Here is a 25,621-nt window from a genome sequence, read left to right as displayed (position 1 = left end):
TTGCGTAGAAGGTTGACTAAACGTTAACTATTCTGCTAACAATGGTCCGTATGATAATTATCATCCGGGCCATTTATTTTAGGGACATAAGAATATGAGCTACCAAGAAAAAAATGCAATGTCGCCAATCATCGACGCACTAGTACCAATGGTGGTTGAACAAACTTCCCGTGGTGAACGTTCTTACGATATTTATTCGCGTTTGCTAAAAGAGCGAGTGATTTTCCTCACCGGACAGGTTGAAGACCACATGGCAAACCTTGTCGTGGCTCAGCTACTTTTCCTAGAGTCTGAGAACCCAGACAAAGATATCTTCCTTTACATTAACTCTCCAGGTGGCAGCGTGACGGCAGGTATGTCGATTTACGACACAATGCAGTTCATCAAGCCAAATGTGAGCACAGTATGTATGGGTCAAGCATGTTCAATGGGTGCATTTTTGCTTGCTGGTGGTGCACCAGGTAAGCGTTATGTACTACCTAACTCACGTGTGATGATTCACCAGCCACTTGGTGGTTTCCAAGGTCAAGCGTCAGACATCCAAATTCATGCTCAGGAAATTCTTACTATTAAGACTAAACTGAACAAGTTGTTGGCAGAACACACTGGCCAACCATTGGAAGTGATTGAACGTGATACTGATCGCGATAATTTTATGTCGGCAGATCAGGCAGTAGAATACGGTTTGGTGGACGCAGTATTGACTCATCGCAGTGCATAATTTGCCTGCGCAAACTGATTCAAATTGTTATACACTCAAACATAAAGAGTAAAGGCTAAGAGGTTAGCGAATGACAGACAAAAGCAAAGAGAGTGGTAGTGGTAAGTTGCTTTACTGCTCTTTCTGCGGCAAAAGCCAGCACGAAGTTCGCAAGCTAATCGCTGGTCCATCCGTTTACATCTGTGACGAATGTGTCGATTTATGTAACGACATCATCCGTGAAGAGATCAAAGATGTGCTTCCAAAACGCGAATCTGAAGCGTTGCCAACGCCTCGTGAGATCCGTGCACACCTTGATGACTATGTAATCGGTCAAGACCATGCGAAAAAAGTGCTCGCGGTTGCGGTATATAACCACTACAAGCGTTTACGTAATGGTGACACAACGAGTGATGGCGTGGAGCTAGGTAAGAGTAACATCTTGCTGATCGGCCCAACAGGTAGCGGTAAGACGTTGCTTGCTGAGACGCTTGCGCGTTTCCTCGATGTACCGTTCACTATGGCAGATGCCACGACGCTAACAGAAGCGGGTTATGTGGGCGAAGATGTTGAAAACATCATTCAAAAGTTGCTTCAGAAATGTGATTACGACGTAGCGAAAGCAGAGCGTGGTATTGTGTATATCGATGAAATTGACAAGATTTCTCGTAAAGCAGAAAACCCATCTATTACTCGTGACGTTTCTGGTGAAGGCGTTCAGCAAGCGCTGCTTAAACTGGTTGAAGGTACGATTGCTTCTGTACCACCTCAAGGTGGTCGTAAGCATCCTCAGCAAGAGTTTTTGCAAGTGGATACGTCAAAGATCCTCTTTATCTGTGGTGGTGCATTTGCCGGTCTAGATAAAGTGATCGAACAACGCGTTGCAACAGGTACAGGCATTGGTTTTGGTGCGGAAGTCCGCTCTAAAGACGAAAGCAAAACAGTGGGCGAATTGTTCACTCAGGTAGAGCCAGAAGATCTTGTGAAATATGGTTTGATTCCTGAGTTTATTGGTCGTCTACCAGTGACCGCTTCGTTGACCGAGTTAGACGAAGAAGCATTAATTCAGATTCTTTGCCAACCAAAAAATGCGCTAACAAAGCAATATGCAGCGCTGTTTGAACTGGAAGGTGCGGATCTTGAGTTCAGAGAAGATGCGCTAAAAGCGATCGCGAAAAAAGCGATGGAGCGTAAAACAGGCGCTCGTGGCTTGCGTTCAATTTTGGAAGGCGTGTTGCTAGAAACCATGTATGAACTGCCATCGATGGACGACGTGAGCAAAGTTGTCATTGATGAATCGGTGATTAATGGTGAATCAGAGCCGCTTTTGATTTACACCAACAGTGATAGCCAAGCCGCTGGCGCTGAGTAAATTTAATCGATGTAGAAAAAGGAGGTAAGGAATTACCTCCTTTTTTATTTTCTTTTATTGAATCCAAATAATTAGCCCCCATATACTGCTCATAATAGTAAGTGGAAGAGAGAATTATATGAACTTGGAACGTTCCGAGCGTATCGAGATCCCCGTACTACCTCTACGAGATGTGGTGGTTTATCCACACATGGTTATCCCTTTGTTTGTTGGCCGTGAAAAGTCGATCAGTTGCTTAGAGTCGGCAATGGAAGCCAATAAACAGGTTTTGCTTGTCGCACAAAAGCAAGCAGACACAGATGAACCAACCGTTGATGACTTGTTCGAGGTGGGCACGGTAGCCACGATCCTGCAACTGCTTAAACTGCCAGACGGTACGGTAAAAGTACTGGTTGAAGGCCAGCAGCGCGCTAAAATCAATCAGTTCAAGGAAAGTGATTTCTTCTTAGCAGAAGCGGAATTTATCGTCACTCCTGAATTGGATGAGCGTGAGCAAGAAGTGATTGTTCGCAGCGCCATTAGCCAATTTGAAGGCTTCATTAAACTGAATAAGAAGATTCCACCAGAAGTCCTGACTTCCCTTGGTGGTATTGATGAAGCTGCCCGCCTTGCTGATACCATTGCTGCCCATATGCCACTGAAATTAGCGGATAAGCAGCAAGTACTAGAAACCGTAGATATTACCGAGCGTCTAGAGTTCCTGATGGGACAAATGGAATCGGAAATCGACATTCTGCAAGTTGAAAAGCGCATCCGTAACCGCGTCAAGAAACAGATGGAGAAATCCCAGCGTGAGTACTATCTGAATGAGCAAATGAAAGCGATTCAGAAAGAGCTTGGCGAATCTGAAGATGGCGTAGATGAGTTTGAAGCGCTCAAGCAAAAGATTGATTCGGCTAAAATGCCGAAAGAAGCACGCGAAAAGACCGAACAAGAACTGCAAAAGCTGAAGATGATGTCACCGATGTCAGCGGAAGCGACAGTTGTGCGCAGCTACATTGATTGGATGGTCAACGTTCCTTGGAACAAACGTTCTAAAGTGAAGAAAGACTTGGCGAAAGCGGAAGAAGTGCTTAATGAAGACCATTACGGCCTTGAGCGCGTAAAAGACCGCATTCTTGAATATTTAGCGGTTCAAAACCGTATCAATAAGCTAAAAGGCCCGATTCTTTGCCTTGTGGGGCCTCCTGGTGTGGGTAAAACTTCGTTAGGTCGCTCAATTGCCGCAGCAACAGGTCGTCAATACGTTCGTATGGCGCTCGGTGGCGTTCGAGATGAAGCCGAGATCCGTGGCCATCGCCGCACGTATATTGGTTCGCTTCCGGGCAAATTGATTCAAAAAATGGCCAAAGTTGGCGTGAAGAATCCACTCTTTTTGTTGGATGAGATCGACAAAATGTCATCTGACATGCGTGGCGATCCCGCGTCTGCATTACTTGAAGTGCTGGACCCAGAACAGAACAACTCGTTCAATGATCACTACTTAGAAGTGGATTACGATCTGTCTGACGTGATGTTTGTTGCAACTTCGAACTCAATGAATATTCCAGGTCCTTTGCTTGACCGTATGGAAGTGATTCGTTTGTCTGGTTATACAGAAGATGAAAAACTCAACATTGCGAAGCGCCACTTGGTTGCGAAGCAGGTCGAGCGCAATGGCTTGAAGCCTCATGAAATCAATATCGAGGACTCTGCCATTATTGGTATTATCCGCTTCTATACGCGTGAAGCCGGTGTACGTAGTTTAGAGCGTGAGATTTCGAAAATCTGTCGTAAAGCAGTGAAGAACATTCTGCTGAAGCCAGAGTTGAAGTCGGTGACAGTTAACATCGATAACTTGAAAGAGTACTTAGGTGTTCAACGCTTTGACTATGGTAAAGCGGATGACAGCAACCGAGTGGGTCAAGTGACAGGTCTTGCGTGGACGGAAGTCGGCGGCGATTTGCTGACGATTGAGACTGAGGCGATGCCGGGCAAAGGTAAACTGACCCAAACTGGCTCACTGGGTGATGTGATGCAGGAGTCGATTCAAGCGGCCATGACCGTTGTGCGCTCTCGTGCGGAGAAATTGGGTATTAACTCTGATTTCTACGAGAAGAAAGACATCCATGTGCACGTTCCAGAAGGTGCAACACCAAAAGATGGCCCAAGTGCCGGTATTGCTATGTGCACGGCGTTAGTCTCTAGCCTAACGGGTAACCCTGTCAAAGCAGAAGTCGCCATGACAGGTGAAATTACTCTGCGTGGTGAAGTGTTACCAATCGGTGGTCTAAAAGAGAAGTTGTTGGCTGCACATCGTGGTGGTATTACAACGGTACTTATTCCGAAGGATAATGAGCGTGATCTGGAAGAAATTCCAGACAACGTTATCGCTGATTTGAAAGTCATTCCAGTTCAATGGATTGATGAAGTTCTTAAAGTTGCACTAGAGCGAGACCCAACTGGGGTAGAGTTTGACGCTAAAAAATAGTGATGTGCAGCAAAAATAAGTAAAAGTTTACGCTGATAGGCTCGAAAAGGCTTGTCAGCGTTTTTTTTGGGAGCTAAGTTAGAGCTCGATGGCTGCCAGCCCTTTTAAGATAAGGCTTGGCGCTAATTTTTAGTATTAATGGAACGAAAGTCATCTAAAAAAATAATCACAGATGGCACAAAGGGGAATCACAGTGAACAAAACTCAACTAGTAGAATCAATCGCTGCAAACGCAGATATCTCTAAAGCGTCAGCAGGTCGTGCTCTAGATGCATTCATTGAAGCAGTAAGCGGTACTCTTCAGTCTGGTGATCAAGTAGCTCTAGTTGGTTTCGGTACTTTCAGCGTGCGTACTCGCGCAGCTCGTACAGGCCGTAACCCTAAGACTGGTGAAGAGATCCAAATCGCAGAAGCGAAAGTACCATCTTTCAAAGCAGGTAAAGCTCTTAAAGACGCTTGTAACTAATCGCGATAGTGTGAATTTTGTTCAATCAAACCCGTTTGAACACGATTTTGCGATGTGAAAGCCGAACTTTTTTAAATTATGCGCATCCTACTGATGCGCATTTCTTTTTTCTGGTATTATCGCGTGATTACATTTCAAGAGAAGCGTTGGCTTCGTGAGTGGAGAGCAGTTTAGTTATGATGGATCGATTGCGCGAAGGCGTGAATAGCATCGCGGTTAAAATTATCCTAGGATTGATCATCCTATCGTTTGTCTTTGCAGGTGTCGGCAGTTACCTCGTGAGTGGTAGTAGTAACTCTGCAGCAAAAGTTGGCAATGTCGAAATCGGTCGTGGTGAGTTTGAAATGGCTTACCAAAACGAGCGTAATCGTATGCAGTCGCAACTAGGAGATTACTTTTCTCAACTCCTTGCTGACCCTGCTTACGTAGAGTCTTTCCGTAAATCGGTATTAGACCGCATGATTAACGACGTTTTGCTTGATCAGCATGCAGAATCATTAGGTTTACGCATCAGTGATGCTCAAGTAAGAAGCATGATTCTAGCGATGCCAGAATTCCAGCAAGACGGTAAATTCAACCAAGACGTCTACCAAGCGACCCTACGTCGCGCGGGTTACTCACCAGATTCTTTTGCAGAGTACATGCGTCGTGAACTGATTCGTTCTCAATTGCTTGATGCACTACAAACCAGCGAATTTACCCTACCAGGTGAAGTGGATGCAGAAGGTAAACTGTTTACTCAAACACGTGATGTTCGTACGGTGACGCTAAATATTCGCGACTTTGCAGATAAAGTGACGTTGACAGAAGAAGATATCCAAAAGTACTACGATGAAAACAAATCACGCTTTACTCGCCCTGAGCAGGTGAAGGTGTCTTACATCGAGTTAGCGGCGGATTCACTCAAGCAGCAAATCACCATTTCTGATGACGAAGTGAAACAGTACTATCAAGAGCACCTTGATAAGTATTCCTCTGAGGAGCAGCGTCGAGTGGCTCATATCCTCATTGAGGGGGATGACCAAGCTAAAGCACAAGCAATTTTAGACGAATTGAACGCTGGCGCGGATTTTGCGACACTAGCTCAAGAGAAATCAGACGATTTTGGCAGTGCTGATAACGGCGGTGAACTTGGTTGGATTGAACGTGATGTGATGGATCCAGCGTTTGAAGAAGCGGCGTTTGCGCTAAAAAATGTTGGCGATGTCACTGGCTTGGTGAAGTCTGACTTCGGCTACCACATCATCAAACTCGAAGAGCTAAAAGAACCGGTTGTGAAGCCATTTAGCGACGTTGCTGCGCAAATCAAACAAGAAATGATCGACCAGAAAGCCGTCGACCAATTCTATGAGTTGCAAAGTGAGCTAGAGAAAGTGGCATTCGAATACCCAGATTCTTTAGAAGAAGCATCAAAAGCGGTGGGTCAACAAGTGAAACACACTGACTTTATCTCTCAAGTTGATGCGCCTGAAATTCTTCGTACACCTGCGGTTACTCAAGCGATTACCAGTCCAGAAGTTAAGTTGGATGGCCTGAACTCAGAAGCGATTGAAATTGCCCCTGAACACATCATCGTTGTTCGTGTTGATGATGCTCGTGATGAGACGGTGTTACCTTTGACTGAGGTGCAAGACCAAGTAGCTGCAGAGCTTTCTCAAGTGAAAGGTGAGCAACAAGCACTTGAGCTGGGAACCGAAGTCGTGACAGCTCTGAAAGCGGGTAACACAGCTATTTTACAAGAAAAAGGCTTATCGTTTGGTGAGTTAGAGAAGATTGATCGTCGTTCTCCTTTAGCTCAGACCGTGTTTGCTATGGCAAAACCAGCAGCAGGTAATGCGGTATACGGCCAAAGTAAAGATATGGAAGGCAATGTTGTTGTCGTGGCGCTTGAAAAAGTAGAAGAGAGCTTAGAGCCTGTACTAGCACAGCAAATTTCAGTGCAACTGCAACGCGTCTCTGCACAGCGTGACTTGAGTTCTATCGTCGCGATTCTTCGTGCTAACACCGATATTGAATACTTTGTTGTGAGCAACTAATCGTTCGGTGTGCAACTGATATGTAACTAAAAACAGGTCGCTTTCGCGGCCTGTTTTATTTTTGTCTCTTGTCTGTTTTGTGCTCTCGCTGGGTTAGGTATAACACCTTGCACCTAACATGAGGACACGACAATGAAACAGGTAATTACCCTTTTAGCCATGCTAATGGCATTCTCTTTTCCTTCCGTTTCTTTTGCGGACTCTGCAACGAAAGCAGCCGATAAATATGAAGGCATTGAGATTTCCGTCAATATCAACACGGCGACAGCAGAAGAAATTGCCATGATGTTAAAAGGCGTTGGTATTAAAAAAGCTCAGCAAATTGTTGACTTTAGAGAAGCTAATGGACCGTTTAAAACGGTTGATGAGTTAGCTCAAGTGAAAGGAATCGGTAAATCAACGATTGAGAAAAATCAGTCACGGATTAAGTTGTAATTGGATGATAAAGCAAGTTGGCGTGCTGTCAGCTTGCTTTATGTCTTTATTGCGCTTTGGCGTTAAGGTAACGCTGGTAAAGAGGGGGCAGCGAGGCTAAGAGGAAGCCGCTGCTCATACCAGCAAGATGTGCCTCAATGGCGACCCTTGCACCAATGAGTTCGCTTGTGCTTGCAGACGCTCCCATCCAATGCTCCCAAGCGACTTTCAACACGACACCAAGCACCAGAAGCCAACTGCTTTTTCTTCCTTCCAAGCTTTCTCTTAGCGCAAAATAGGCAAACAGGCCGTGCAACGTCCCAGAAAGGCCAACGTATATTTGCATTGAGGTTAAGAGGTTAGCGAGTCCGACCATGAAGCTGATCATCACTAGCAACAAAGCGAACGTTTTCCCATTGGGTTTGAAAAGGTGAGCAATTACCCAAAGCCCGGCCAGATTCATCAAAAGGTGAGGGTAGTTGGTGTGAGTGAAATTTCCTGATAGGATTCGCCACCATTCTCCATGATTTATCGCTTGGCGATGCCACTCCGTCCAATCAGACAATAATGGCTGCTGAAGCAATAGACAAAGCACGCTGGTTATCGTCAGAAAAATAGTAAGGTTCACAGTATGTCTCGGTATTGTTCTCAATGTGGTAAAGCGAAAAAAGCGTGTATTTGTCAGTGGATAGAGTCTCTTGCCTCAGATGTGGAACTTATCATTCTACAGCATCCGAGTGAAGAGCATCGCCCACTTGGCACGGCTCGAATTCTCGATTTGTCTTTGGCTAGCTGTCGCTTGTTCATTGGAGAAGACTTTTCGCAACACGCTGAGCTCAATCAGTTGCTAAGCGATGAATCCTATCACCATTGGGTGTTGTTTCCGAATGAACAAGCCGTCACTGTGGAACAAGTTGCTCAATCTGATGACAGTAACATGCGTCGTCTGCGCTTTATTCTCCTCGATGGTACGTGGAAGAAAGCGTTTAAAATCCGGCAACTTTCAAGCAATTTGCAAGTGCTGCCGTGTGTACAATTACCAGACAATCTCACTGGAAACTACCGTATCCGAAAATCGCCTAGTGACAATGCGCTTTCCACTGTCGAGGCCGGTTTTCACATTCTCAGTTATTTTCAGCCTGAAAACGATTTTACACCCTTAATTACGGCATTTGACAAGATGATCGAGTTTCAAATTGCGCAAATGCCACCTGGTGTGTTTGAACGAAACTATCGTTAGCGATGGCCAGATAGAGCGTTGTTAATGATGTGATGAAAACAACTGTTGGTGCAGTCGCTGCGCATGGCCATCGGTCATCGAAGAAATGTAGTCCGCTATCACTCGCATTTTGCTGGTGTCTGTTTCAGCCAGCTCCCAACGATGTCGAGTGGGCAAAGGCAGCAAGCGTTGAGGATCGGCACTGAGCGCTTCAAATAAATCCATGATGATCTGTTGTCCCTTATACTCGACAATTTGAACCTGAGGAATTTGAATCACATACTGGCTGACAAAGTGCTTCAAAATCGACAGTGCTTTCTCCATGCCGATATCGAGATAAGCATTAAAGGCCAACAGTGGACTTTCAAATTCACCGTCGACGGGCTTAACGTCGATGCTGGTGAGCAGTGCGTTAACCATACCGCCAATGGCATCTTTGCGTTGATGATGCTGGCCACTAAATAACATCTCGCCAATGGAACTAATGTGTTTTTCAAACCATGGGTCACCACAATCGGCTAACTGACTCGCTGCGCCTTCTTGCCATTGGCTACGTGTGACGAGTCCAAGCACAATGGCATCTTCAAGATCATGCACGCCATAAGCAATATCATCAGCCAGCTCCATAATCGAACAATCGAGCGATTTATAACGCGTTTTTCGATGAGATAAGGCGTCGTGGGGGCAATCCCGCATTGCATTCAGCTGTTGTTTATCGGTTTCACTTAATGGTGCTAGTACCCAGTCAAATAGGGCTTTATCGCAATCATAAATGCCTTTTGCTGGACTCCACTGCTTGGCTTTGATTTGACGTTGGTGGCTCACAGGAGCAGGCTGTGAAGCCGCGCGAGTCTGGCTGATAAAAGCTGGGTATTTAATTAACCCTAGCAGTGTGCGCCGAGACAAATTCATGCCGAAGTGTTCGGTGTAGGGCTCGAGTTGAGTGACGATGCGGAAAGTTTGCGCGTTACCTTCGAAGCCGCCATGGTCTCGCATCATATAATTCAGAGCCACCTCGCCGCCGTGTCCATACGGTGGGTGTCCAATGTCGTGAGCTAAGCACAAGGCATCGATTAAGCTGTCAGTGGGCAGAAGATCTCGATACTCGGGTTGTTTCTTCTTAATTTGTGCGACAATTCCGGTGCCCAGTTGCGCCGCTTCGAGCGAATGGGTTAATCGGGTGCGATGAAAATCTTCGAGGCTGTTGCCATGCACTTGGGTTTTGGCCTGCAGGCGACGAAAAGCGGCCGAATGAAGAATTCGTGCTCGATCGCGTTGAAAAGGGCTGCGATGATCATCACGACGAATTTTATGTTCATCATCATGGCGTTCCAGCCATTGTGAGCGAATAGTCAATGACAAAGTGGACTCCATATTTGTTAACTGATTTCGTCTAGGGATAGCTCAAAGCTTGGCGCAAACGTATTGAGGAAATAATCCATTTCAGGTGTTTTTCTTTCCGCTAACGTAATGTCTAAGCGCTTTTTCGCCAAAGCAAACTCGTGATTACCTGCACTGAGTTCTTCTAGACATTTGAGATAGGCACAAATGGAATCAGCTTGTTTGACGATTTGAGCTTCTTCTTCCGAAGTTTGTTGTGAGATGACAAATGGACGAAAGTCTTCCTGAAACTCTTCCGGCAGCATGGAGAGCAGTTTTTGCTCTGCAGCCGCTTCGATTTTCTTATACTCCTTCGCGATTTCAGGGTTGTAATATTTTACTGGTGTGGGCAAATCCTGATTAGTTCGCTTAAGCATCTGATGGGCTAAGCTAGTGAATGAGTGAATAATGCTGGTTAAATAATGAGTTAGAGCCATATTGGATAAACCAAACCTCGACATAAAGCTACCTATGCAACATTTGTATTCTCGCACACAAATGTTGCACCTATTTCTGTATTTTAATGTGGTTTGCAACATTTGTCGTTTTCTGATGTTAAATAGAATGCATAAAGTAGCATCACGGTCATCATACTCGTTGTTGTCAGCAGTGATAGTTCTGGCACGTCTCTGGACAATTCCGAGTTAAAGTCTTAGATCTAGCTCGTAAGTTCTGGATAAAAATTTCTATTGGTTAACTAGATGTATATTTTTCACAGAGTACCAAACATATCATCTATTTCTTTGTTCTCTCGTTGCTTTGTTTGACGAGATTCCCACACTGATTCTGAATATTCATCATCATCTGAGTCAGCCTCGGATTCCCCTTCTTCTAGCTCCGAGATCTTGTCTTGAACCTCGTCAAGCAAAGGTGAGCGAAGCATGCCAGTGTTCGAAATGAAATCGGAAATAGCCTCTTCTGTCTTTCTAGATTCATATTGACTTTTAAGCTCTTCAAACCTTTGTAATGTCAAATTGTGTTCTTACTCGTAATAGTTGGAAAGTAAACGATGAATATCGGACAACTCGGTAGGCTCGACATCGTTCGTGTACTGTAAAAAACGTACTCGGATCCGTTAGTAGACTTCAATAAGCGCTTCGGCGCCGAAGTGTTACAGCAGTGTGTTAACGACAAAATAGACATCTTATTAGTTTAGAATGGCTCATGCCGTTCCTGAATCGCAAGCCTCAAGATATTGTTTTTCACACTTTCCGATTAAATTGAGGTTATTCCTTAACCAAGTTTAGAACAAGGCGCAATCTGGTAACAATGGATTATATCTTCTTCCGCGTAGAGTATGAAAAACTTCTTTCAAGCTCGAGTGTTGGAAAAAGATTTTGTTGATCATAGTGATAGAGATATGATCCTTAATCTTTACTGCTGTTGTAGCGTTAGGGATGCCTTGAACAGCCCAAACAAATAGATCCCAGAATTTAAGTTCAGTAGAAAAGGAATGAATCCAGAATTTTGGGGATTGTGCAGCATAATCCGATATGGAGTTTTCTTGGTGAATATTTAAAGGCAATATTCTATTCTACTTGATTGTTAAACCCATCACATCAAGGCCAGAAATTTAGTTACTTCAGGTTGTTAGATTCAAAATTCCTGTCTAGTATAAAGCGATTGTCTAATTATTTGTCAGTCCTCTTAACATATTATACCAAGCATCTATACGCGGATAACTTTGAGGAAGAAGTAATGAGCGAGAACAGTTTGGAAATCGAGTTAGATGAAAGCATTACTTCTGAAATTGTTGGAAATTTATGGGAAAAAGCGAACAGGATTTTGGATACACATCCAAATTCTGCCATTGTTGTTAATGCGCACAATTTAACTTTTATCGACATATCTGGTATCGCGTTTTTATCAGATTTACAAACAAGATTTCGTGCGCCTGGTGCTGAAATTTCAATAGTTGGTCTTAAGCCCAGTTTGGCTGAACTTGTACCGCCAGCCCCGGTGGAAAACAATCCTAGTATTGTCGGTAGAGAAAGAGGTTTTTTTGAGCGCGTTGGGCGAGCTACAAAAGAAATGCTTATCGATGTCGGTTCTGTGGCTCGGTTTGTTAAAGATTGTGCAGTGGTTTTCAAAATAGGAATAAGCCGGAGGAAAAACGTAAATTGGGCGACAGTTTCTGATATTGCATCAAGGGCGGGTGCTGATGCAGTACCAATAATTATGTTAATTGGCTTCCTCATGGGTGTTATCATTGCCTTTGAAATAGGCCTAGTAGCTGAGCAATTTGGTGCAGTTCTTTTTGTGGCGGATGGAATAGGGATATCAATGCTCAGGGAACTGGGCCCATTGATGACTGCTATCGTTTTTGCTGGCCGGACTGGTGCTGCGTTTGCGGCTGAGATCGGCACTCAGAAAGTGAACGAAGAGATAAATGCACTGCGCACCTTTGGTATCAGCCCCGTTGAGTTCTTGGTCATACCTCGAATTTATGCTTCTATTCTTGTGCTCCCACTATTAACAGTATTTGCAGACATCATCGGTGTTTTTGGCGGTGCACTTGTATTGCTGAAGTTCGATATCAGTTTTGTTCAATATTATCATCAATTGCTAAGTGCACTTTCTATTTGGGATTTTGGATTTGGTTTGATCAAAGCCACGACTTTTGGCTTCATTATCGCTGTTATCGGTTGTGAAAGGGGGTTAGCTACAGGTCAAGGTTCTACTTCGGTAGGCTTGGCGGCAACCAGTGCAGTGGTGAGTAGTATCATTTGGATAGTGGTCATTGATGGCTTTTTTACCGTATTACTAACCTGAGGAAGCCTGATGAACTCGAAAATAAATGACCCGAAAAATGATGAGGCGGTCGTAGTAACCGGCTTAAAAATGGGTTACGGCGAGAAGATCCTACTAGAAAACGCCTCTTTTAGTGTAAAGCGAGGTGAAATTCTCGTTATTTTAGGTGGTTCTGGATGTGGTAAATCTAGCTTGATGAAGCACATTATTGGGCTGTATGAACCTATCTCTGGGGACATCACCATCAACGGTAAGAGCATTGTTGGTGCTGGAGAAACAGAGAAGGCGTCAATACAGCGTCAACTAGGCGTTATGTATCAAAGCGGAGCTTTGTTTGGGTCATTGAGCATTTTGGAAAATGTGCGTTTCCCATTAGATCAATTTACCGATCTCGGTATGGCGGAGAAAAATAAAATTTCTCGAACACTATTAGAACTATTGGAGATGGGCTATTCAGCTGAGCTGATGCCAAGTCAGTTATCTGGAGGTATGCTCAAGCGAGCAGGGATCGCCAGAGCCATGGCTATTGGTGCGAATATCTTGATTTTGGATGAACCTTCGGCGGGCTTGGATCCGATTACAGCTGCTAACTTAGATCAAACAATATTAAATTTAAGAGAGAGTTTAGGGTACACATTCATCATTGTGACGCACGAACTCCAAAGTATTTTCTCCATAGCCGATAGAGCAATTATGCTCGACCCCTTATCTAAAAGTATTATTGCTGAAGGACACCCTAGCGATTTACGTGACCAAAGTAGCGATACCCGAGTTCGCCAGTTTTTCAACCGGAAGCCCGATGTACAAAAATCAGATGAACAAAAAGAAGAGAGTGAGCTAAGTAATGGATGATTCAAAAGGCAGTTACAAGTTAGGGTTGTTTGTGGTCTCAGCGTTGATCTCGTTATTTATTGTCCTGTTTATCCTAGGTGGTCGGTCTTTATTTGAACCTAAGATAATTATTGAGACTTACTTTGATGAATCAGTATCTGGTCTTGATGTTGGAGCTCCGGTGCGCTTTCGTGGGATCACTGCCGGGGAAGTAGTGGCAATAGAATTGTCAGATGCGCTCTATGAATCAGCAGTACCAAGAGAAAATAGGAAGTCCTATGTGGTTGTTCGCAGTGAGATCAACGGTACGAAAAGTACAGCCGAAGAATGGAATAGAAATATTGAAATTTCCATAGAGCGCGGTCTTAGAGCGACAACACAATTAGCAGGTATCACCGGTCAACAGTATTTATCATTTGACTATACACAGGCAGATGTAGAATTAAATTTCGATTGGGATCCAGACTACCCCTATGTACCATCAACAAAAAACTCCACGGGAAAAATCGTTTCAGGCATACAGCGTTTAATTTCTCGTTTGGATGAGGCGGATATCAACACATTAGTATCTAATATCAATATTCTGCTTGAAACTTTAAACAAATCTATAGGTCTGGTGGATGTTGAAGCGCTGAATGCGCAGCTCCTAACGTTGCTGATAAATACTAACCAGATGGTGAAGGGTGTTGATGGCGTAGTTTCAGACCCAGAAGTGAAGGTTATCATCTCTTCAATCGCACAAATTAGCCAAAGTCTCAATTCATCTCTCAGTGATGAAGGTGATATCAATACGTTAATTAAAGATTTAGACCGTGCGGCTGTCAGGCTAGATGTGATCATGGCTGATAACCAGCCTGAAATTAATTATGTCATGAAAGACTTGAGAGCCACTGTCGAAAATTTAAAAAGCTTTTCCGAGACTTTGAAGAATCAGCCATCCAGTATCATATTTAGCTCTGAGCCTCAGAAGTTAAAAATAGATTAAAACGTGAATATTACGACTCCAAATAAAGTGTGGTTAGATATGAATAGAAATAAATATTTCCTAGTGATGTTGAGTCTTTTTGTTTTATTTGGCTGTGGGATGATGGCGCAGCCTGTAGAAAGTCCAAATAATTACGCTATTGTGGCTGATTATCCGGCGAAGACGTACACAAAAAAATATGAAACGTTACTTATCGATGGCGTTCGTGTGGAAAGCCCTTTTAATAACACGCAAATGGTATTCAGGTTGTCTGATGTCAGTTTCGAAAGTGATTATTATAATCGTTTTATTACTGAGCCTGGCGCTATCATCGAAAACCAAATACCGACCTTACTCATACGCTCTGGAGTGGTCGCTAATACCGTTCCCTATAATGCAGGTGTTTCTACTAACTTAGTCCTAAAAACCGTCGTCACCAAATTATTTGGCGACTTCAGAAAAGGCCAGACACCAACCGCCGTAATGGAAATACAATTCATTTTGGTGGACAGTTCTAGCGTTAGACCCGCTATCATATTTGATAAGAAAATATTAAGTAAAGTTGAACTGTCAGATAAAACACCTGAAGCATTAGCAAAGGGGTTGGGTAATGCTTTTAGCGAAATTATTGAAGAATTGGCAGAGGCGTTCAGTCAAGAATAGAAAAGAAAAGTAATGTCATTTTAATGAATGGCATCTTCTTTGTTTTGGCACTGGTGAGAAGGCAAAGTGATTAGAAAAAAAGAAACCTACTCATATATCATGGCATTCATAGCAATGATTGCCATGTCAATTGCTATCTATCTTCTGACCAGTGAGGATGAAAATTCGTACTCGAGAGTCCTCAATAGTGACAGTTTTATAGCTAAGGAGCTGGAATTTAGCCAAGAGAATTTTACAGATACTCACAAGCTTGAATCGGAGATTGAAAAAGTCAAACTTGAAATTGCTAAAACGGCCACCGATCTACAAAATGTGAACCTAGAATATACCGAACTTTCGGATGAAATGAAGGCAATAAAGGATAACCTAAATTGGCTTAATAAGACGACGACATTCGGAGCCTATACAAGGAATTTGCTGCAAGAGTTACCGAAAGGAATCAACATCCAAAGCCTTCACGATTATCGCTCACAGGTAAATCTTCGGTTCTATGAAATTACCAAAGCTTCAAGGGCTTCCGATTCGCTTGCACGAGACAGTTCTAATCTAAAAAAACTCCAAGAGTTAATGTCATTATATAAACAGCTCTCGACAGAGGTAGACAAGTTAATTGACGTATCTGAAAATTATTCTGTAACGCTTGAAACAGCCATAGCCTTTCTTAAAGAACGACAGGTCTGGACCTACAGTAATACACCTCTTTGGGAAAGCATTTTTAATCTGAACGGTAAGAAACTGTTCGGGGTGATATATTCGTCTGGTTCTAGTTCTAAGAATATTGATTGGTCAAAAATGAATGTGGCATTAATTTTTCTAGCCGTCTTCTCCCTAACATTGCTGTTTTTAAATTGGTGGCTTAAGTTAAAACTTGATCTTATATCACAGCGACAAGAAAAAATATTTGGTCATCCATTAAAAGACAGCTTTTCAAATAGCATCATCGTTTTACTAATAACCGTCTTAGCATCATCAATGCTCCCTATATTTTTCTTCAACTGCGTATGGTTTCTCGATTTCATGTCGCTGCGTCATCCATCAATTTTGTTTGATGAGATCATGATAGCTAGCTTTGTTCTATTGTGGAGTGTGGGTTTTCTTTATCATTTGAGTAGAAAAAAAGGGATGCTTGAATTACATTTTCGCTGGTCAAGCGAAGTGTGCCACACGATTCATCATCGAATACGGATGATAATGTTACCATTACTTATCATTCTTGTTTTATTCCACGTTTTCCGTTTGGTTGAGCATGAAAATGATGTCGAAATCCTTCGTATACTTTATCTGCTTGTGGTTGTTTTTCTCTTTGTATTTTATACGAGCACATTGAATTTAGACGACGTTAATACTCACTTCCCTGCATTTTTTCAATCAGGGCTTGGTTTCTTTCTTATTTATTATTCAGTGCAGGTCTCTTTCTTTGTTGTCATCGCGATGGCCATATTAGGTCTGTATGTCGGTTCGTGGAAAATACTGATACTCCAGCAACTCAATATGTTTGCATTAATGGGGGTTTTCTTAGTTTATCAGTTAGGGGAGCGGTGGTTAATCTTAGAGCAAAAACAATTGATTTATCAGCGCTTTCTTGCAAAGCGAGAGGAAAAAATCGCTCGTGAAAGCGAAGGTTTATCAGAAGAAACTGCGTCCTTTGACGCTGAAAGCCATGCTTTAGATAAAGCATCCATTAGCGAACAGTCTATGGCGTTGTTGAAAGGGCTGAGTTTAATTTTGTTAGTTACTGTTCTTTCGACAGTATGGTCAAGTCAGTTAGAATTAACCAACTGGATGGATAACGTTCTCTTATGGCAGGTTGCTTCGCCTACGAGTGGTGGTGAAGCGGTCGATATCACCTTGAAATCACTTATGTATGCGTTGCTTACTTTAGCTATTTCATTTGTGAGTATAAGAAATATCCCAGGCCTTTTAGAATTGTTGGTTTTACGTAGAATGAGCCTAGCACCTGGAACTGGCTACACGATTACTACTTTACTTCGATACATTATATTGATGCTTGGTATTGTTATTGCTTTTACCACCATCGGTATTGAGTGGGAAAGCTTGCAATGGTTAGTTGCTGCGGTTGGTGTTGGTTTGGGGTTTGGTCTGCAGGAAATATTTGCCAATTTTATTTCAGGTCTAATACTGTTGTTTGAGAGACCAATAAGGATAGGTGACACGGTTACTATTAATGAGCTTTCTGGAACCGTTAGTAAAATTCAAACTCGATCTACAACCATTATTGATTGGGACAATAAAGAAATTGTTGTCCCTAATAAAGTATTTATCACAGACAAGCTTATCAACTGGTCCTTGACCGATTCGGTTACTAGGGTAGTTATCCCTATTGGTGTTGCCTATGATTCAGATATAGATTTGGTTGAAGAGTTACTATATCGAGCCGTGGAAGGTAATCCTCACATATTAAACTCCCCTATACCGAAGGTATATTTTCTGTCTTTTGGTGACAGCAGTTTGGAGTTTGAGCTTAGGCTTCATATCAACTCAATTGATGATCGCTTACCAACTCTTCATTTGGTAAACAAAAAGATTAATCAGTTATTCAATGAGAATAATGTTGAAATTGCTTATCCACAAATTGATGTGCACATGAAAAATTAGCAATATCAGTAATCGTTCACCTGCCCTCATCGATAATCAAGTGTAATTCTTTGAACTTGATCCATTTTTCTTATTGAGTGACCATCTATGCACCACAATTCATCGTCAATCGTGGCTTCCTCTGCCCCCAACAATGTAGCTTGGTAACCCCATCTTGTGGTACTTAACCCGACGAAAAAAACGTCGTGTTAGTGTGGGACGCGATACTAGTATTTTCATGTGAAATAATCCTTATGTGCAGGTATGTGACAGAGTATCAACGCCATTGCGTTTCAGTCAGGAGTATGACAATCGTGAAGCCAGTGAGAATATGTTGAACCAATAAAAAATTGGAAATCGGATAAAAGCTGAGGTGATATAGGTTGATTACAATTGGACAAGAAGGCACAGTTGTTGGGCATCCACGCCAAGTTAACGCTGAAAATCACAATTTCGTTTAATGAAGCGTCCAGTCTAACTACTGGTTCAGGTCACGTGTTATCCGAAGTCCATACGCAGACAAACCGTTTAATTAGTTCTAGGAATAGAAAAGGAGGAAAGACTTGAATAATTCAAATGAGAACTTAGAAAAGGTATTAGTGAAAGCATTTAGTACTTCATTGATACGATTCGCAGCAATTACGCTTATTGTTATTGTCTGTTGGTGGGCGTTTTTGCCATTTTTACCTATTTTACTTTGGGCGCTGGTATTGGCTATTGCACTTTACCCTCTTAAGTTGGCTGTTGAACGTAAACTGGGCTTAAGATCTAGCCGTTCAGCTACTTTAGTCGCGGTGATTGGCGTGCTTGTACTTGGAACGCCTACCGCTATGGTTGGTAACTCATTTGCGTCTAAAACGTTAGAAGCACTCGATTCTTATCGAAATGGCACACTAGCCGTATCGAAGCCAACAGACAGCGTAAAAGAATGGCCATTAGTCGGGGAAAAAATATATGCTGCCTGGGATGAAGCCGCTGTCAATCTGCCTGTTTTCATAGACAAGCATCAGCCTCAAATAAAAAGCATTTTCGGTTGGGTGTTCGATAGTGCGGCGGGCGCAGCTAAGAGCGTATTTGTCTTGATAGGTGCTGTGATCATTGCTGGGATAATGTTAGCTTGGGCTGAACCCGCATCAGCATCAATACGTAAGATTTTTATAAGTTTTACAGATCCGATCAAAGGACCTTCGCTGCATAAATTAACAACCGCAACCCTAAGGCAGGTCGCTGTTGGCATTATCGGAATCGCATTTTTAACAGCAATGATATTTGGTGCTATCGTAGGGTTAGCAGGCGTTCCAGCGGCTTCTCTGTTTACATTAATCGCCTTAGTTTTTGCTATCGTTCAGCTCCCTGTGACCGTCGTGGCTCTGGTCGCTGTTGCAGTCTTGTGGTCAGGAGATAGTGGAACAGCACACAATGCTATCTTCACAGTGTTAATTATTGCTGCAAGCTTTATAGATAATTTCCTAAAACCGATTATTCTTGGAAGAGGGTTGGATGTTCCAATGCCTATAATACTCATTGGCGCTGTAGGTGGGGTCATGTCTGGAGGAATACTGGGTATGTTCGTTGGTGCGGCATTTTTCGCTACAGGATATCAAGTTTTTATGCAATGGGTAGAGTCAGAAAGCAAGCAAGTCTGAGAGATCGTTGAAAATTCGAAATCGAAAGGCGCTAAATAGCTGTTCCTAAATGTAGATCATTGGTGTGTAAAAAAGAAGGGAACTCGGTACCGTTTGAGCGATCTGATCAGTAGCCAAACATATAAACCCGCAACCGTTACCGAGTTCCCATGATTCTAACATTACCTGACCGCGTTGAGCGACGTCGTATCACTAAAAAGATGCATAAGACTAAGGATAAAGACCATTACCGACGCTTGAATGCCATATTGCTTCTTTACCAAGGACATTCTGTTACCACAGTCTCGAAGATTCTGGTTTCAGCTCGGTCTTCTATAGGACGCTGGATTCACTGGTACACGAAATGCGGCATCGATGGCTTGGAAAGCTCAACTCGAGGTAGAGCCGCGACGCTCCCATTTCTTCAAATTGCCGCTGTATTGACAGCTTTAATCGCACTGAATCCTCAAAGTCTGGGATATCAGCGTTCACGTTGGGATCGTTTGGTCCGGTGACCTCCATGGTAAGATCACCGAAAAATGAAGGACAACATGAACTTATTCAGCGCCTGTAAAGAATATCCTCATATGGATATGAATACCGCTGGCCGTGATGCGATGTATCGTGGTGCCGCAATCTTAGCAGGAGAATCGCACCCTACCGTTGCCTATCACAAAATGCCAATGCTGATGCCGATGAGCAATACCGAAGAAAAGGGCAGCTTTGCCAATCGACTCAAAGAAAAATGCATTCAAATAGAAAAGCAGCCAGGTGTTATCAGCTGCTCCGTCATGCATGGCTTCCCATATCAGGACAGCGATTTTTGTGGTGTATTCCCTATGGTGACCACAGAAAATAACCCCCAACTGGCACAAGACTTAGTCGACGACCTAGCAAGGTGGATCTGGAAACATAGAAAAGAATCACTTATTGAACTCAATGATATAGGCAAAACCATGGGTACTGTCCTGGCCATGCTCGAAAAGGACGGCCACTATGTACGTCAACCACCAACGAAAGGCGGTATCATTGAGCATTCTCCGATTGTGGTTGGTGATGCTGCGGGTAATCCCGGAGGTGGCGCAGGAGGATCAGGTACTCATCTACTGAAAGCTTTGCTAGAAACAAAAGGCTTGGGTAAAGTCGTATTCATGTCGATACACGATCCGGAGACCGCAAAGGCCGCAGTAGCTGCCGGTGTTGGAGCGACAATCAATGTGAGCCTCGGTGGTAAATTTGAGAAATTGGCAGGTGAACCAATTAAAACCAAAGCTTATGTCAAGTCCATTTCGGATGGCGATGAGATCGTTCGCGGGGGGAGTGCTTACAACGCTCCATTTAAGCTTGGCCCTACCGTTAGGTTGGTCATTGAAGCGGAGAATACGGTGGATGTCATTGTTATATCAGGCCTATGTCAGACGTATGATGATACCCAGGGACGCCCACATGGTATCGCGATTCAAGAATATGACGTTATTGGTGTGAAAAGCGGCATGCACTATCAAGCTTTCTATAAGAACTTCACCGACAAGTTACTGATCGTTGATGTTCCAGAGGCCACCAGTCGCGATGTGACTCTTTTCGAACATACTCAGTTAACAGCGCCTTTGTACCCTTTAGATAAAAACGCAACGTTTAATATTTGACGGAGTACTGCTGTTAACTTAGCCATAATCAGGTCAATCTCACGAGTGTTTGGTTTTTCGCCAACGCGTTAAAACAAGCGCTCAACACAGCTTCCAACATATCACTATTAACAACATAGCATTGATGATATCCAATCAACGAAACGTACGTGAAATTGAGCTGGTTCGATCGCCGATATAATACGAGCGATGCATCATCAACGGGGCCCCCTCCTTTTTAAAACAGAGCATTCCCTTGAAGCCTATGGTGGTAGCCAAGGATGTAGCTTCGGATGTCAAACAGCCCTTTCGTACCAGCTATAACAGCACACAATGACCCAAACAGGATCTCAAAAAGACAACATGTGACTTTTGTACTCCGACACTAGACAGCCACAGCTTGAAAATGTTTTTCAACATACTCAATTTGCACCAAGATCCATTATCTGGTGATGGCGCATATGACACAAGGTATTGCCACGATGAAACACGATTTAAACGCCCCGTTTGGCTCATCCCACCAGAGATGGTACTGCGTTGGGGGAAGATGGTTCCTGAAAAGCTTAGCGTTGGTAAATAATTTCTTGATTAAGTTAACAGAACTCATATACACCACGAAATACACTATAATATCAATCAACTTTAGGTAATGAGATAAGGGAAAAAATGAAAGATGACATCTTAACTGAACAGACTGGATCTCATGAGATAGACCATACAAAACGTTCAACGTTAACTAAATTAGCCTTTGGCGCAGCAACACTTCCATTTGCTTCGGTTCTGCATGCAGCTTCCGACAAACTGGCTGTACAGAATATTTCCCTAATGCCTAATGAAAAAGGCCCTTTTGATATTGTTATCGAAAATGGTCGTGTGGTTGATCCTGAAACGGGCTTAGATGCGATTCGTAATGTAGGGATCAAAGGTAAGCGTATTGCTGCTATTTCAAAAAATACCTTAAAAGGGGCCAAAGTAATTAATGCTGAAGGTTTAGTCGTTGCTCCAGGCTTCGTTGATTTACATGCACATGGTCAACAGCTTCCTGCGGCGCGCGCTCAAGCATTTGATGGTGTTACCACCCAACTGGAAATGGAATCGGGTTTATTACCCATCTCTAAATTCTATGATGATACGGCAAAAGAAGGTCGACCTCTTAACTACGGCGCATCGGTTGCTTGGACCTACGCACGAGTTATGGCAAAAGAACCAACAATGCCAGCAGCTGATGGTACGATTGTTTGGTTCCAAAAAGCATTTTCATACAACAATTGGCAAAATACTCTAGCAACACCAGATGAGCTAAAACAGATCCTCAATGATATCGAACAAGGTCTGAAAGAAGGTGGTTTAGGCATTGGGATTAACGCAGGCTATGCACCGGGTTATGGCCATAAAGAGTACTACGAGCTAGCGAAGCTCGCCAAACGCTATAATATGCCAACTTATACGCATGTTCGTTACTTAAACAGTGCAGAACCAAAATCCAGCTTTGAAGCCTATCAAGAACTCATCAGTTTATCTGCAACGACTGGTGCACACATGCACATTTGTCACCTTAATAGTACCTCTGTGCAAGATATTGATGATTGTGCGGACTTAGTACAATCAGCGATTGATAGAGGTTTGAATGTAACTGCCGAAGCTTACCCTTACGGTGCCGGTTCGTCACTGATTGGCGCAGAAGTTTTCCGTGGTGATGATTGGTTAGAGCGCTGGGGCGTACCAAGTGCAAGTTACATGGAAGCTAATGGGAAACCATTAACACAAGAAAAGATCACTGAGCTGCAAGCAAATGACCCAGGCAAAGTGGTAGTAATGCATTTCTTAAAACCTGATGATAATCCATCTGATCGTCAAAAAATGGATCGTTCAGTTCTGTTTCCTGGTGCTGCTATTGCTTCAGATGCTATGCCTTGGATGGACTCAAAAGGGAAAGTCATCGAAGGTGATATTTGGCCACTCCCTAGTGATGCCATCGCTCACCCAAGATCACTGGCTTGCTTTACCCGTTTCATTAGTAAATATGTTAACGAATACAAAGCGGTTACGCTTGTCGAGGCAATGGAGCGTTGTAGCTTAAACGCTTGTCGCATTATCGAAAACAGCGTCCCACAAATGAAAAACAAAGGCCGTGTTCAAGTAGGTAAAGATGCCGATTTAGTATTATTTAAACTTGAAGATATCAAAGTGCTTGCGACTTTCGAGGCCCCTAATGCACTTTCTGAAGGTATGCATCATGTCATTGTTAACGGTACACCCGTCATTGAAAATGGTCAATTACAGTTAGATGCCAATCCGGGTGAGCCCATTCGCAACCCTGTTATTGCATAATTAACTCTAAATATAATTAAGCTCGGCGCAAGTCGAGCTTTTTCATGAAATGATATAGAGAAATGTCGATGAGTAAAAAGCCAATTCCAGTCACTATCTTAGCCGGATTTTTAGGGGCAGGTAAAACCACCTTGCTCAATCACATTCTGACCAATGCCAATGGAATGCGCATGGCCGTTATCGTCAATGACTTTGGTTCGATAAATGTTGATGCTGAACTGGTAAAATCTGAAAGCGACAATATGATCAGCCTAGAAAATGGTTGTGTTTGTTGTAATCTCGCTGAAGGTTTAGTGGTTTCTGTGATGCGTTTATTAGCACTCGAACAACGTCCAGACCACATTGTGGTAGAAACGTCTGGTATTTCAGAACCAAAAGAAGTGGCGCTGAATTTTGAAGATCCTGAGCTGCAACAGCATGCGCCTCTCAATGCGATTATCACCACCATTGATGCTAAAAATGTACTCACTCTTGAAAAACAGATGGCAGAATTAGCTGAACAGCAAATTCAAGTAGCTGATATTGTTTTGATCAATAAAGTCGATCTGGTAGAGCCAGATGAGCTAGCAAAAGTTAAACAATGGTGTCAGGTACAAGCGCCATTTGCAAAGCTGGTTGAAATAGAGTTTGGTAAAGTCGATTTGCCTATTTTATTTGAAGTACCAGAGAGGCTTCAGGTTTCATCCCATAACAGAGAACATGGTGGCGAGCACCATCACTGCCATGATGACCATTGTGATCACGTTAACCATCAGTTTGAAACATTCAGTTTTGAAACAGATCGTCCCCTTTCACTGCAAGCCTTGTACCCTCTATTACAGCAGTTTTCTATCGATGCTTATCGCATGAAAGGCATCTTAAACCTAGATGATCGACCCGATCACCGTTGTATTTTCCAATGCACAGGACAACGTGCACAAGTGACCATTGGCGAACCATGGCAAGAAGGCGAAACAAGAGCCACGCGTCTTGTTTTTATCGGCCCAAAAGGGGGATTAGATAGGGATGGAATGCGCAAAAAATTGGACGCTCTTGTGATCCAACAATAAGTTTATTGGCTCGATAAATGTAACCAAGTGTAACTAATGAAAAATAGTGTGATAAAGTGCTGTTGGGGCCAAATCGAAGTGGAACCACGAAATCGTAGTAACTAAGATGATAAATAAAAAAACTAACCATGGAGAGGTTTATGAATCGTAGTATAGCACTTTGTTTTACTTTACTTATTTCGTCATTTGTTCCAATTCAACCAGCAGTTGCTAATGAGCATAATTTTAAAGATGTTTCGCAGAAACTTGAGACAATTTCACAGAGGCTAGTTGGCCGCATCGGTGTGGCTGCTCAAGAAATTGGCTCTGGGGAGAGAATAACAGTAAACGGCGATGAAATGTTTGTGATGGCCAGTACCTACAAGGTTGCTATTGCTGTCGCCTTACTGGAGCGGATTGATAAAGGCGAGCTTAAGCTTTCCGATTTAATTGATGTCCCACAAGAAACCATGGTGACAGGTGACGGTGCTATCGCGGTGAACTTCGTGCACCCAGGTATAAAGTTATCTATCGCCAATTTAATCGAACCAATGATAACGTTAAGTGACAACACAGCGACAGACATTTGTCTAAAACTTGCAGGAGGGCCTGAAGCAGTAACTAAAGTGATGCGAAATATTGGTATTACTGATTTACGAGTTGATCGGTATACCAGTGAAATTTTAAGGGACTTCTATGGTTTACCCGACAAGGCCTATTCATCTGTACTTGCAAAGGCTCTTGCCCAAGACCCATCACTCGCGTCAAAACAACCACTTAGAAACCTTAAGTTCGAACAAGAAGATCTACGAGATCAAAGCTCGCCTAATGCCATGTTGGAATTACTTCTGGCAATTGACAGCGGTAAAGTGTTAAGTGAGAAAAGCAGCGAATTTTTACTTGATGTCATGTCACGCACACGCACTGGTGCTGGAAGGCTAAAAGGTCTACTACCAAAAGGAACCCTCGTTGCCCACAAGACAGGGACAATTGGCGGTGTCGCCAATGACGTGGGATTTGTAACGCTACCCGATGGTCGACGTTTTGCGATAGTCGTATATTCTAAGAGCAGCACAACATCGGAAGCTGATCGTGATCTAGCTATTGCAGAAATTACCCGAACGTTATACGATTTTTATTATTTAAAGTAA

Annotated in this window: 21 protein-coding genes and 3 pseudogenes; 19 read left to right on the top strand and 5 right to left on the bottom strand. The window is 43.1% G+C overall.

Translation table 11 applies throughout. The features are described from left to right. Positions 1–94 precede the first annotated feature (94 nt). From clpP to VV1_RS00080, 6 genes are all read left to right on the top strand, one after another. The gene (gene clpP, locus VV1_RS00105; protein ID WP_011078149.1) at positions 95–721 is read left to right on the top strand and encodes an ATP-dependent Clp endopeptidase proteolytic subunit ClpP; all 627 of its coding nucleotides are present in this window, start codon (positions 95–97) and stop codon (positions 719–721) included. Between the two features lie 70 nt (positions 722–791). Then, positions 792–2,072 carry an ATP-dependent protease ATP-binding subunit ClpX gene (clpX, locus tag VV1_RS00100; RefSeq protein ID WP_011078148.1) on the top strand — a complete coding sequence of 427 codons (1,281 nt, stop codon included), beginning with the start codon at positions 792–794 and terminating at the stop codon, positions 2,070–2,072. 118 nt (positions 2,073–2,190) lie between these two features. Then, positions 2,191–4,542, top strand: coding sequence for an endopeptidase La (lon, locus tag VV1_RS00095; protein ID WP_011078147.1), 2,352 nt, complete (start codon positions 2,191–2,193; stop codon positions 4,540–4,542). 193 nt (positions 4,543–4,735) lie between these two features. After that, complete coding sequence (locus VV1_RS00090; protein WP_013572181.1) at positions 4,736–5,008, top strand: HU family DNA-binding protein; 273 nt, start codon at positions 4,736–4,738, stop codon at positions 5,006–5,008. 176 nt (positions 5,009–5,184) lie between these two features. Continuing rightward, positions 5,185–7,044: a peptidylprolyl isomerase gene (gene ppiD / locus VV1_RS00085; RefSeq protein WP_011078145.1), complete on the top strand. Its 1,860-nt coding sequence runs from the start codon at positions 5,185–5,187 to the stop codon at positions 7,042–7,044. 132 nt (positions 7,045–7,176) lie between these two features. Next, entirely contained in the window at positions 7,177–7,479 is a 303-nt protein-coding gene (locus tag VV1_RS00080; protein WP_011078144.1) for a ComEA family DNA-binding protein, read from the top strand. Between the two features lie 46 nt (positions 7,480–7,525). On the opposite strand, the gene rrtA is transcribed toward VV1_RS00080, so the two are convergent. Continuing rightward, complete coding sequence (rrtA, locus tag VV1_RS00075; RefSeq protein ID WP_011078143.1) at positions 7,526–8,110, bottom strand: rhombosortase; 585 nt, start codon at positions 8,108–8,110, stop codon at positions 7,526–7,528. On the opposite strand from rrtA, the gene VV1_RS00070 reads away from it, so the two are divergent. Further along, positions 8,090–8,698 (top strand): tRNA-uridine aminocarboxypropyltransferase, encoded by a 609-nt coding sequence (locus VV1_RS00070; RefSeq protein WP_011078142.1) that lies wholly within the window; start codon positions 8,090–8,092, stop codon positions 8,696–8,698. The genes rrtA and VV1_RS00070 overlap by 21 nt on opposite strands. Positions 8,699–8,719: 21 nt before the next feature. Here the strand turns inward: VV1_RS00070 and VV1_RS00065 are convergent, their stop codons facing one another. From VV1_RS00065 to VV1_RS00055, 3 genes are all read right to left on the bottom strand, one after another. Then, positions 8,720–10,051, bottom strand: coding sequence for an anti-phage deoxyguanosine triphosphatase (locus VV1_RS00065; protein ID WP_011078141.1), 1,332 nt, complete (start codon positions 10,049–10,051; stop codon positions 8,720–8,722). Positions 10,052–10,056: 5 nt separating this feature from the next. Continuing rightward, positions 10,057–10,494 (bottom strand): 5'-deoxynucleotidase, encoded by a 438-nt coding sequence (gene yfbR / locus VV1_RS00060; protein ID WP_279573863.1) that lies wholly within the window; start codon positions 10,492–10,494, stop codon positions 10,057–10,059. Between the two features lie 275 nt (positions 10,495–10,769). Then, positions 10,770–11,030, bottom strand: a complete 261-nt coding sequence (locus tag VV1_RS00055) for a hypothetical protein (protein ID WP_043920890.1) — start codon at positions 11,028–11,030, stop codon at positions 10,770–10,772. A gap of 725 nt (positions 11,031–11,755) precedes the next feature. Here VV1_RS00055 and VV1_RS00050 point away from each other — a divergent pair. From VV1_RS00050 to VV1_RS00020, 8 genes and pseudogenes are all read left to right on the top strand, one after another. Next, entirely contained in the window at positions 11,756–12,829 is a 1,074-nt protein-coding gene (locus tag VV1_RS00050) for an ABC transporter permease (RefSeq protein ID WP_011078139.1), read from the top strand. Between the two features lie 9 nt (positions 12,830–12,838). After that, entirely contained in the window at positions 12,839–13,660 is an 822-nt protein-coding gene (locus VV1_RS00045) for an ABC transporter ATP-binding protein (RefSeq protein WP_011078138.1), read from the top strand. Continuing rightward, positions 13,653–14,624, top strand: a complete 972-nt coding sequence (locus VV1_RS00040) for an MlaD family protein (protein ID WP_011078137.1) — start codon at positions 13,653–13,655, stop codon at positions 14,622–14,624. Before VV1_RS00045 ends, VV1_RS00040 begins: the two co-directional genes overlap by 8 nt. 3 nt (positions 14,625–14,627) lie before the next feature. Continuing rightward, entirely contained in the window at positions 14,628–15,266 is a 639-nt protein-coding gene (locus VV1_RS00035) for an ABC-type transport auxiliary lipoprotein family protein (RefSeq protein ID WP_243742147.1), read from the top strand. A gap of 66 nt (positions 15,267–15,332) precedes the next feature. Beyond that, the gene (locus VV1_RS00030) at positions 15,333–17,882 is read left to right on the top strand and encodes a mechanosensitive ion channel domain-containing protein (RefSeq protein WP_011078135.1); all 2,550 of its coding nucleotides are present in this window, start codon (positions 15,333–15,335) and stop codon (positions 17,880–17,882) included. Positions 17,883–18,424: 542 nt separating this feature from the next. Next, the gene (locus VV1_RS00025) at positions 18,425–19,507 is read left to right on the top strand and encodes an AI-2E family transporter (protein WP_011078134.1); all 1,083 of its coding nucleotides are present in this window, start codon (positions 18,425–18,427) and stop codon (positions 19,505–19,507) included. Positions 19,508–19,656: 149 nt separating this feature from the next. Further along, positions 19,657–19,983 (top strand): annotated as a pseudogene (locus tag VV1_RS24805) (helix-turn-helix domain-containing protein); the annotation flags it as partial. Positions 19,984–20,025: 42 nt separating this feature from the next. After that, complete coding sequence (locus tag VV1_RS00020) at positions 20,026–21,132, top strand: MlrC C-terminal domain-containing protein (RefSeq protein ID WP_080553389.1); 1,107 nt, start codon at positions 20,026–20,028, stop codon at positions 21,130–21,132. Positions 21,133–21,251: 119 nt separating this feature from the next. Here the strand turns inward: VV1_RS00020 and VV1_RS25510 are convergent. Further along, a pseudogene (locus VV1_RS25510) lies at positions 21,252–21,493 on the bottom strand (transposase family protein); the annotation flags it as partial. Positions 21,494–21,553: 60 nt separating this feature from the next. On the opposite strand from VV1_RS25510, the pseudogene VV1_RS25505 reads away from it, so the two are divergent. From VV1_RS25505 to bla, 4 genes and pseudogenes are all read left to right on the top strand, one after another. Then, a pseudogene (locus tag VV1_RS25505) lies at positions 21,554–21,685 on the top strand (IS5/IS1182 family transposase); the annotation flags it as partial. A 92-nt stretch (positions 21,686–21,777) separates the two neighbouring features. Continuing rightward, a complete protein-coding gene (locus VV1_RS00015; protein ID WP_011078131.1) occupies positions 21,778–23,442 on the top strand; it encodes an amidohydrolase family protein in 1,665 nt (554 codons plus the stop codon). 68 nt (positions 23,443–23,510) lie between these two features. After that, entirely contained in the window at positions 23,511–24,491 is a 981-nt protein-coding gene (locus tag VV1_RS00010) for a CobW family GTP-binding protein (protein WP_043920887.1), read from the top strand. 140 nt (positions 24,492–24,631) lie between these two features. Continuing rightward, on the top strand, positions 24,632–25,621 hold the full coding sequence (gene bla, locus VV1_RS00005) for a class A beta-lactamase (protein WP_133295495.1): 990 nt from the start codon (positions 24,632–24,634) through the stop codon (positions 25,619–25,621).

It is taken from the genome of Vibrio vulnificus CMCP6, assembly GCF_000039765.1.
GTDB classification, from domain to species: domain Bacteria; phylum Pseudomonadota; class Gammaproteobacteria; order Enterobacterales; family Vibrionaceae; genus Vibrio; species Vibrio vulnificus_B.
The sequence above is the reverse complement of the archived record's forward strand: the minus strand, read 5'-3'. Positions and strand labels throughout refer to the sequence as shown.

Excerpts from the sequence above, each read along its gene's own strand:
- clpP (WP_011078149.1), top strand. The coding sequence starts at position 95 with ATGAGCTACCAAGAAAAAAATGCAATGTCGCCAATCATCGACGCACTA.
- clpX (WP_011078148.1), top strand. The coding sequence starts at position 792 with ATGACAGACAAAAGCAAAGAGAGTGGTAGTGGTAAGTTGCTTTACTGC.
- lon (WP_011078147.1), top strand. The coding sequence starts at position 2,191 with ATGAACTTGGAACGTTCCGAGCGTATCGAGATCCCCGTACTACCTCTA.
- ppiD (WP_011078145.1), top strand. The coding sequence starts at position 5,185 with ATGATGGATCGATTGCGCGAAGGCGTGAATAGCATCGCGGTTAAAATT.
- VV1_RS00080 (WP_011078144.1), top strand. The coding sequence starts at position 7,177 with ATGAAACAGGTAATTACCCTTTTAGCCATGCTAATGGCATTCTCTTTT.
- VV1_RS00070 (WP_011078142.1), top strand. The coding sequence starts at position 8,090 with ATGTCTCGGTATTGTTCTCAATGTGGTAAAGCGAAAAAAGCGTGTATT.
- VV1_RS00065 (WP_011078141.1), bottom strand. The coding sequence starts at position 10,051 with ATGGAGTCCACTTTGTCATTGACTATTCGCTCACAATGGCTGGAACGC.
- yfbR (WP_279573863.1), bottom strand. The coding sequence starts at position 10,494 with ATGGCTCTAACTCATTATTTAACCAGCATTATTCACTCATTCACTAGC.
- VV1_RS00050 (WP_011078139.1), top strand. The coding sequence starts at position 11,756 with ATGAGCGAGAACAGTTTGGAAATCGAGTTAGATGAAAGCATTACTTCT.
- VV1_RS00045 (WP_011078138.1), top strand. The coding sequence starts at position 12,839 with ATGAACTCGAAAATAAATGACCCGAAAAATGATGAGGCGGTCGTAGTA.
- VV1_RS00040 (WP_011078137.1), top strand. The coding sequence starts at position 13,653 with ATGGATGATTCAAAAGGCAGTTACAAGTTAGGGTTGTTTGTGGTCTCA.
- VV1_RS00020 (WP_080553389.1), top strand. The coding sequence starts at position 20,026 with ATGAAGGACAACATGAACTTATTCAGCGCCTGTAAAGAATATCCTCAT.
- VV1_RS00015 (WP_011078131.1), top strand. The coding sequence starts at position 21,778 with ATGAAAGATGACATCTTAACTGAACAGACTGGATCTCATGAGATAGAC.
- VV1_RS00010 (WP_043920887.1), top strand. The coding sequence starts at position 23,511 with ATGAGTAAAAAGCCAATTCCAGTCACTATCTTAGCCGGATTTTTAGGG.
- bla (WP_133295495.1), top strand. The coding sequence starts at position 24,632 with ATGAATCGTAGTATAGCACTTTGTTTTACTTTACTTATTTCGTCATTT.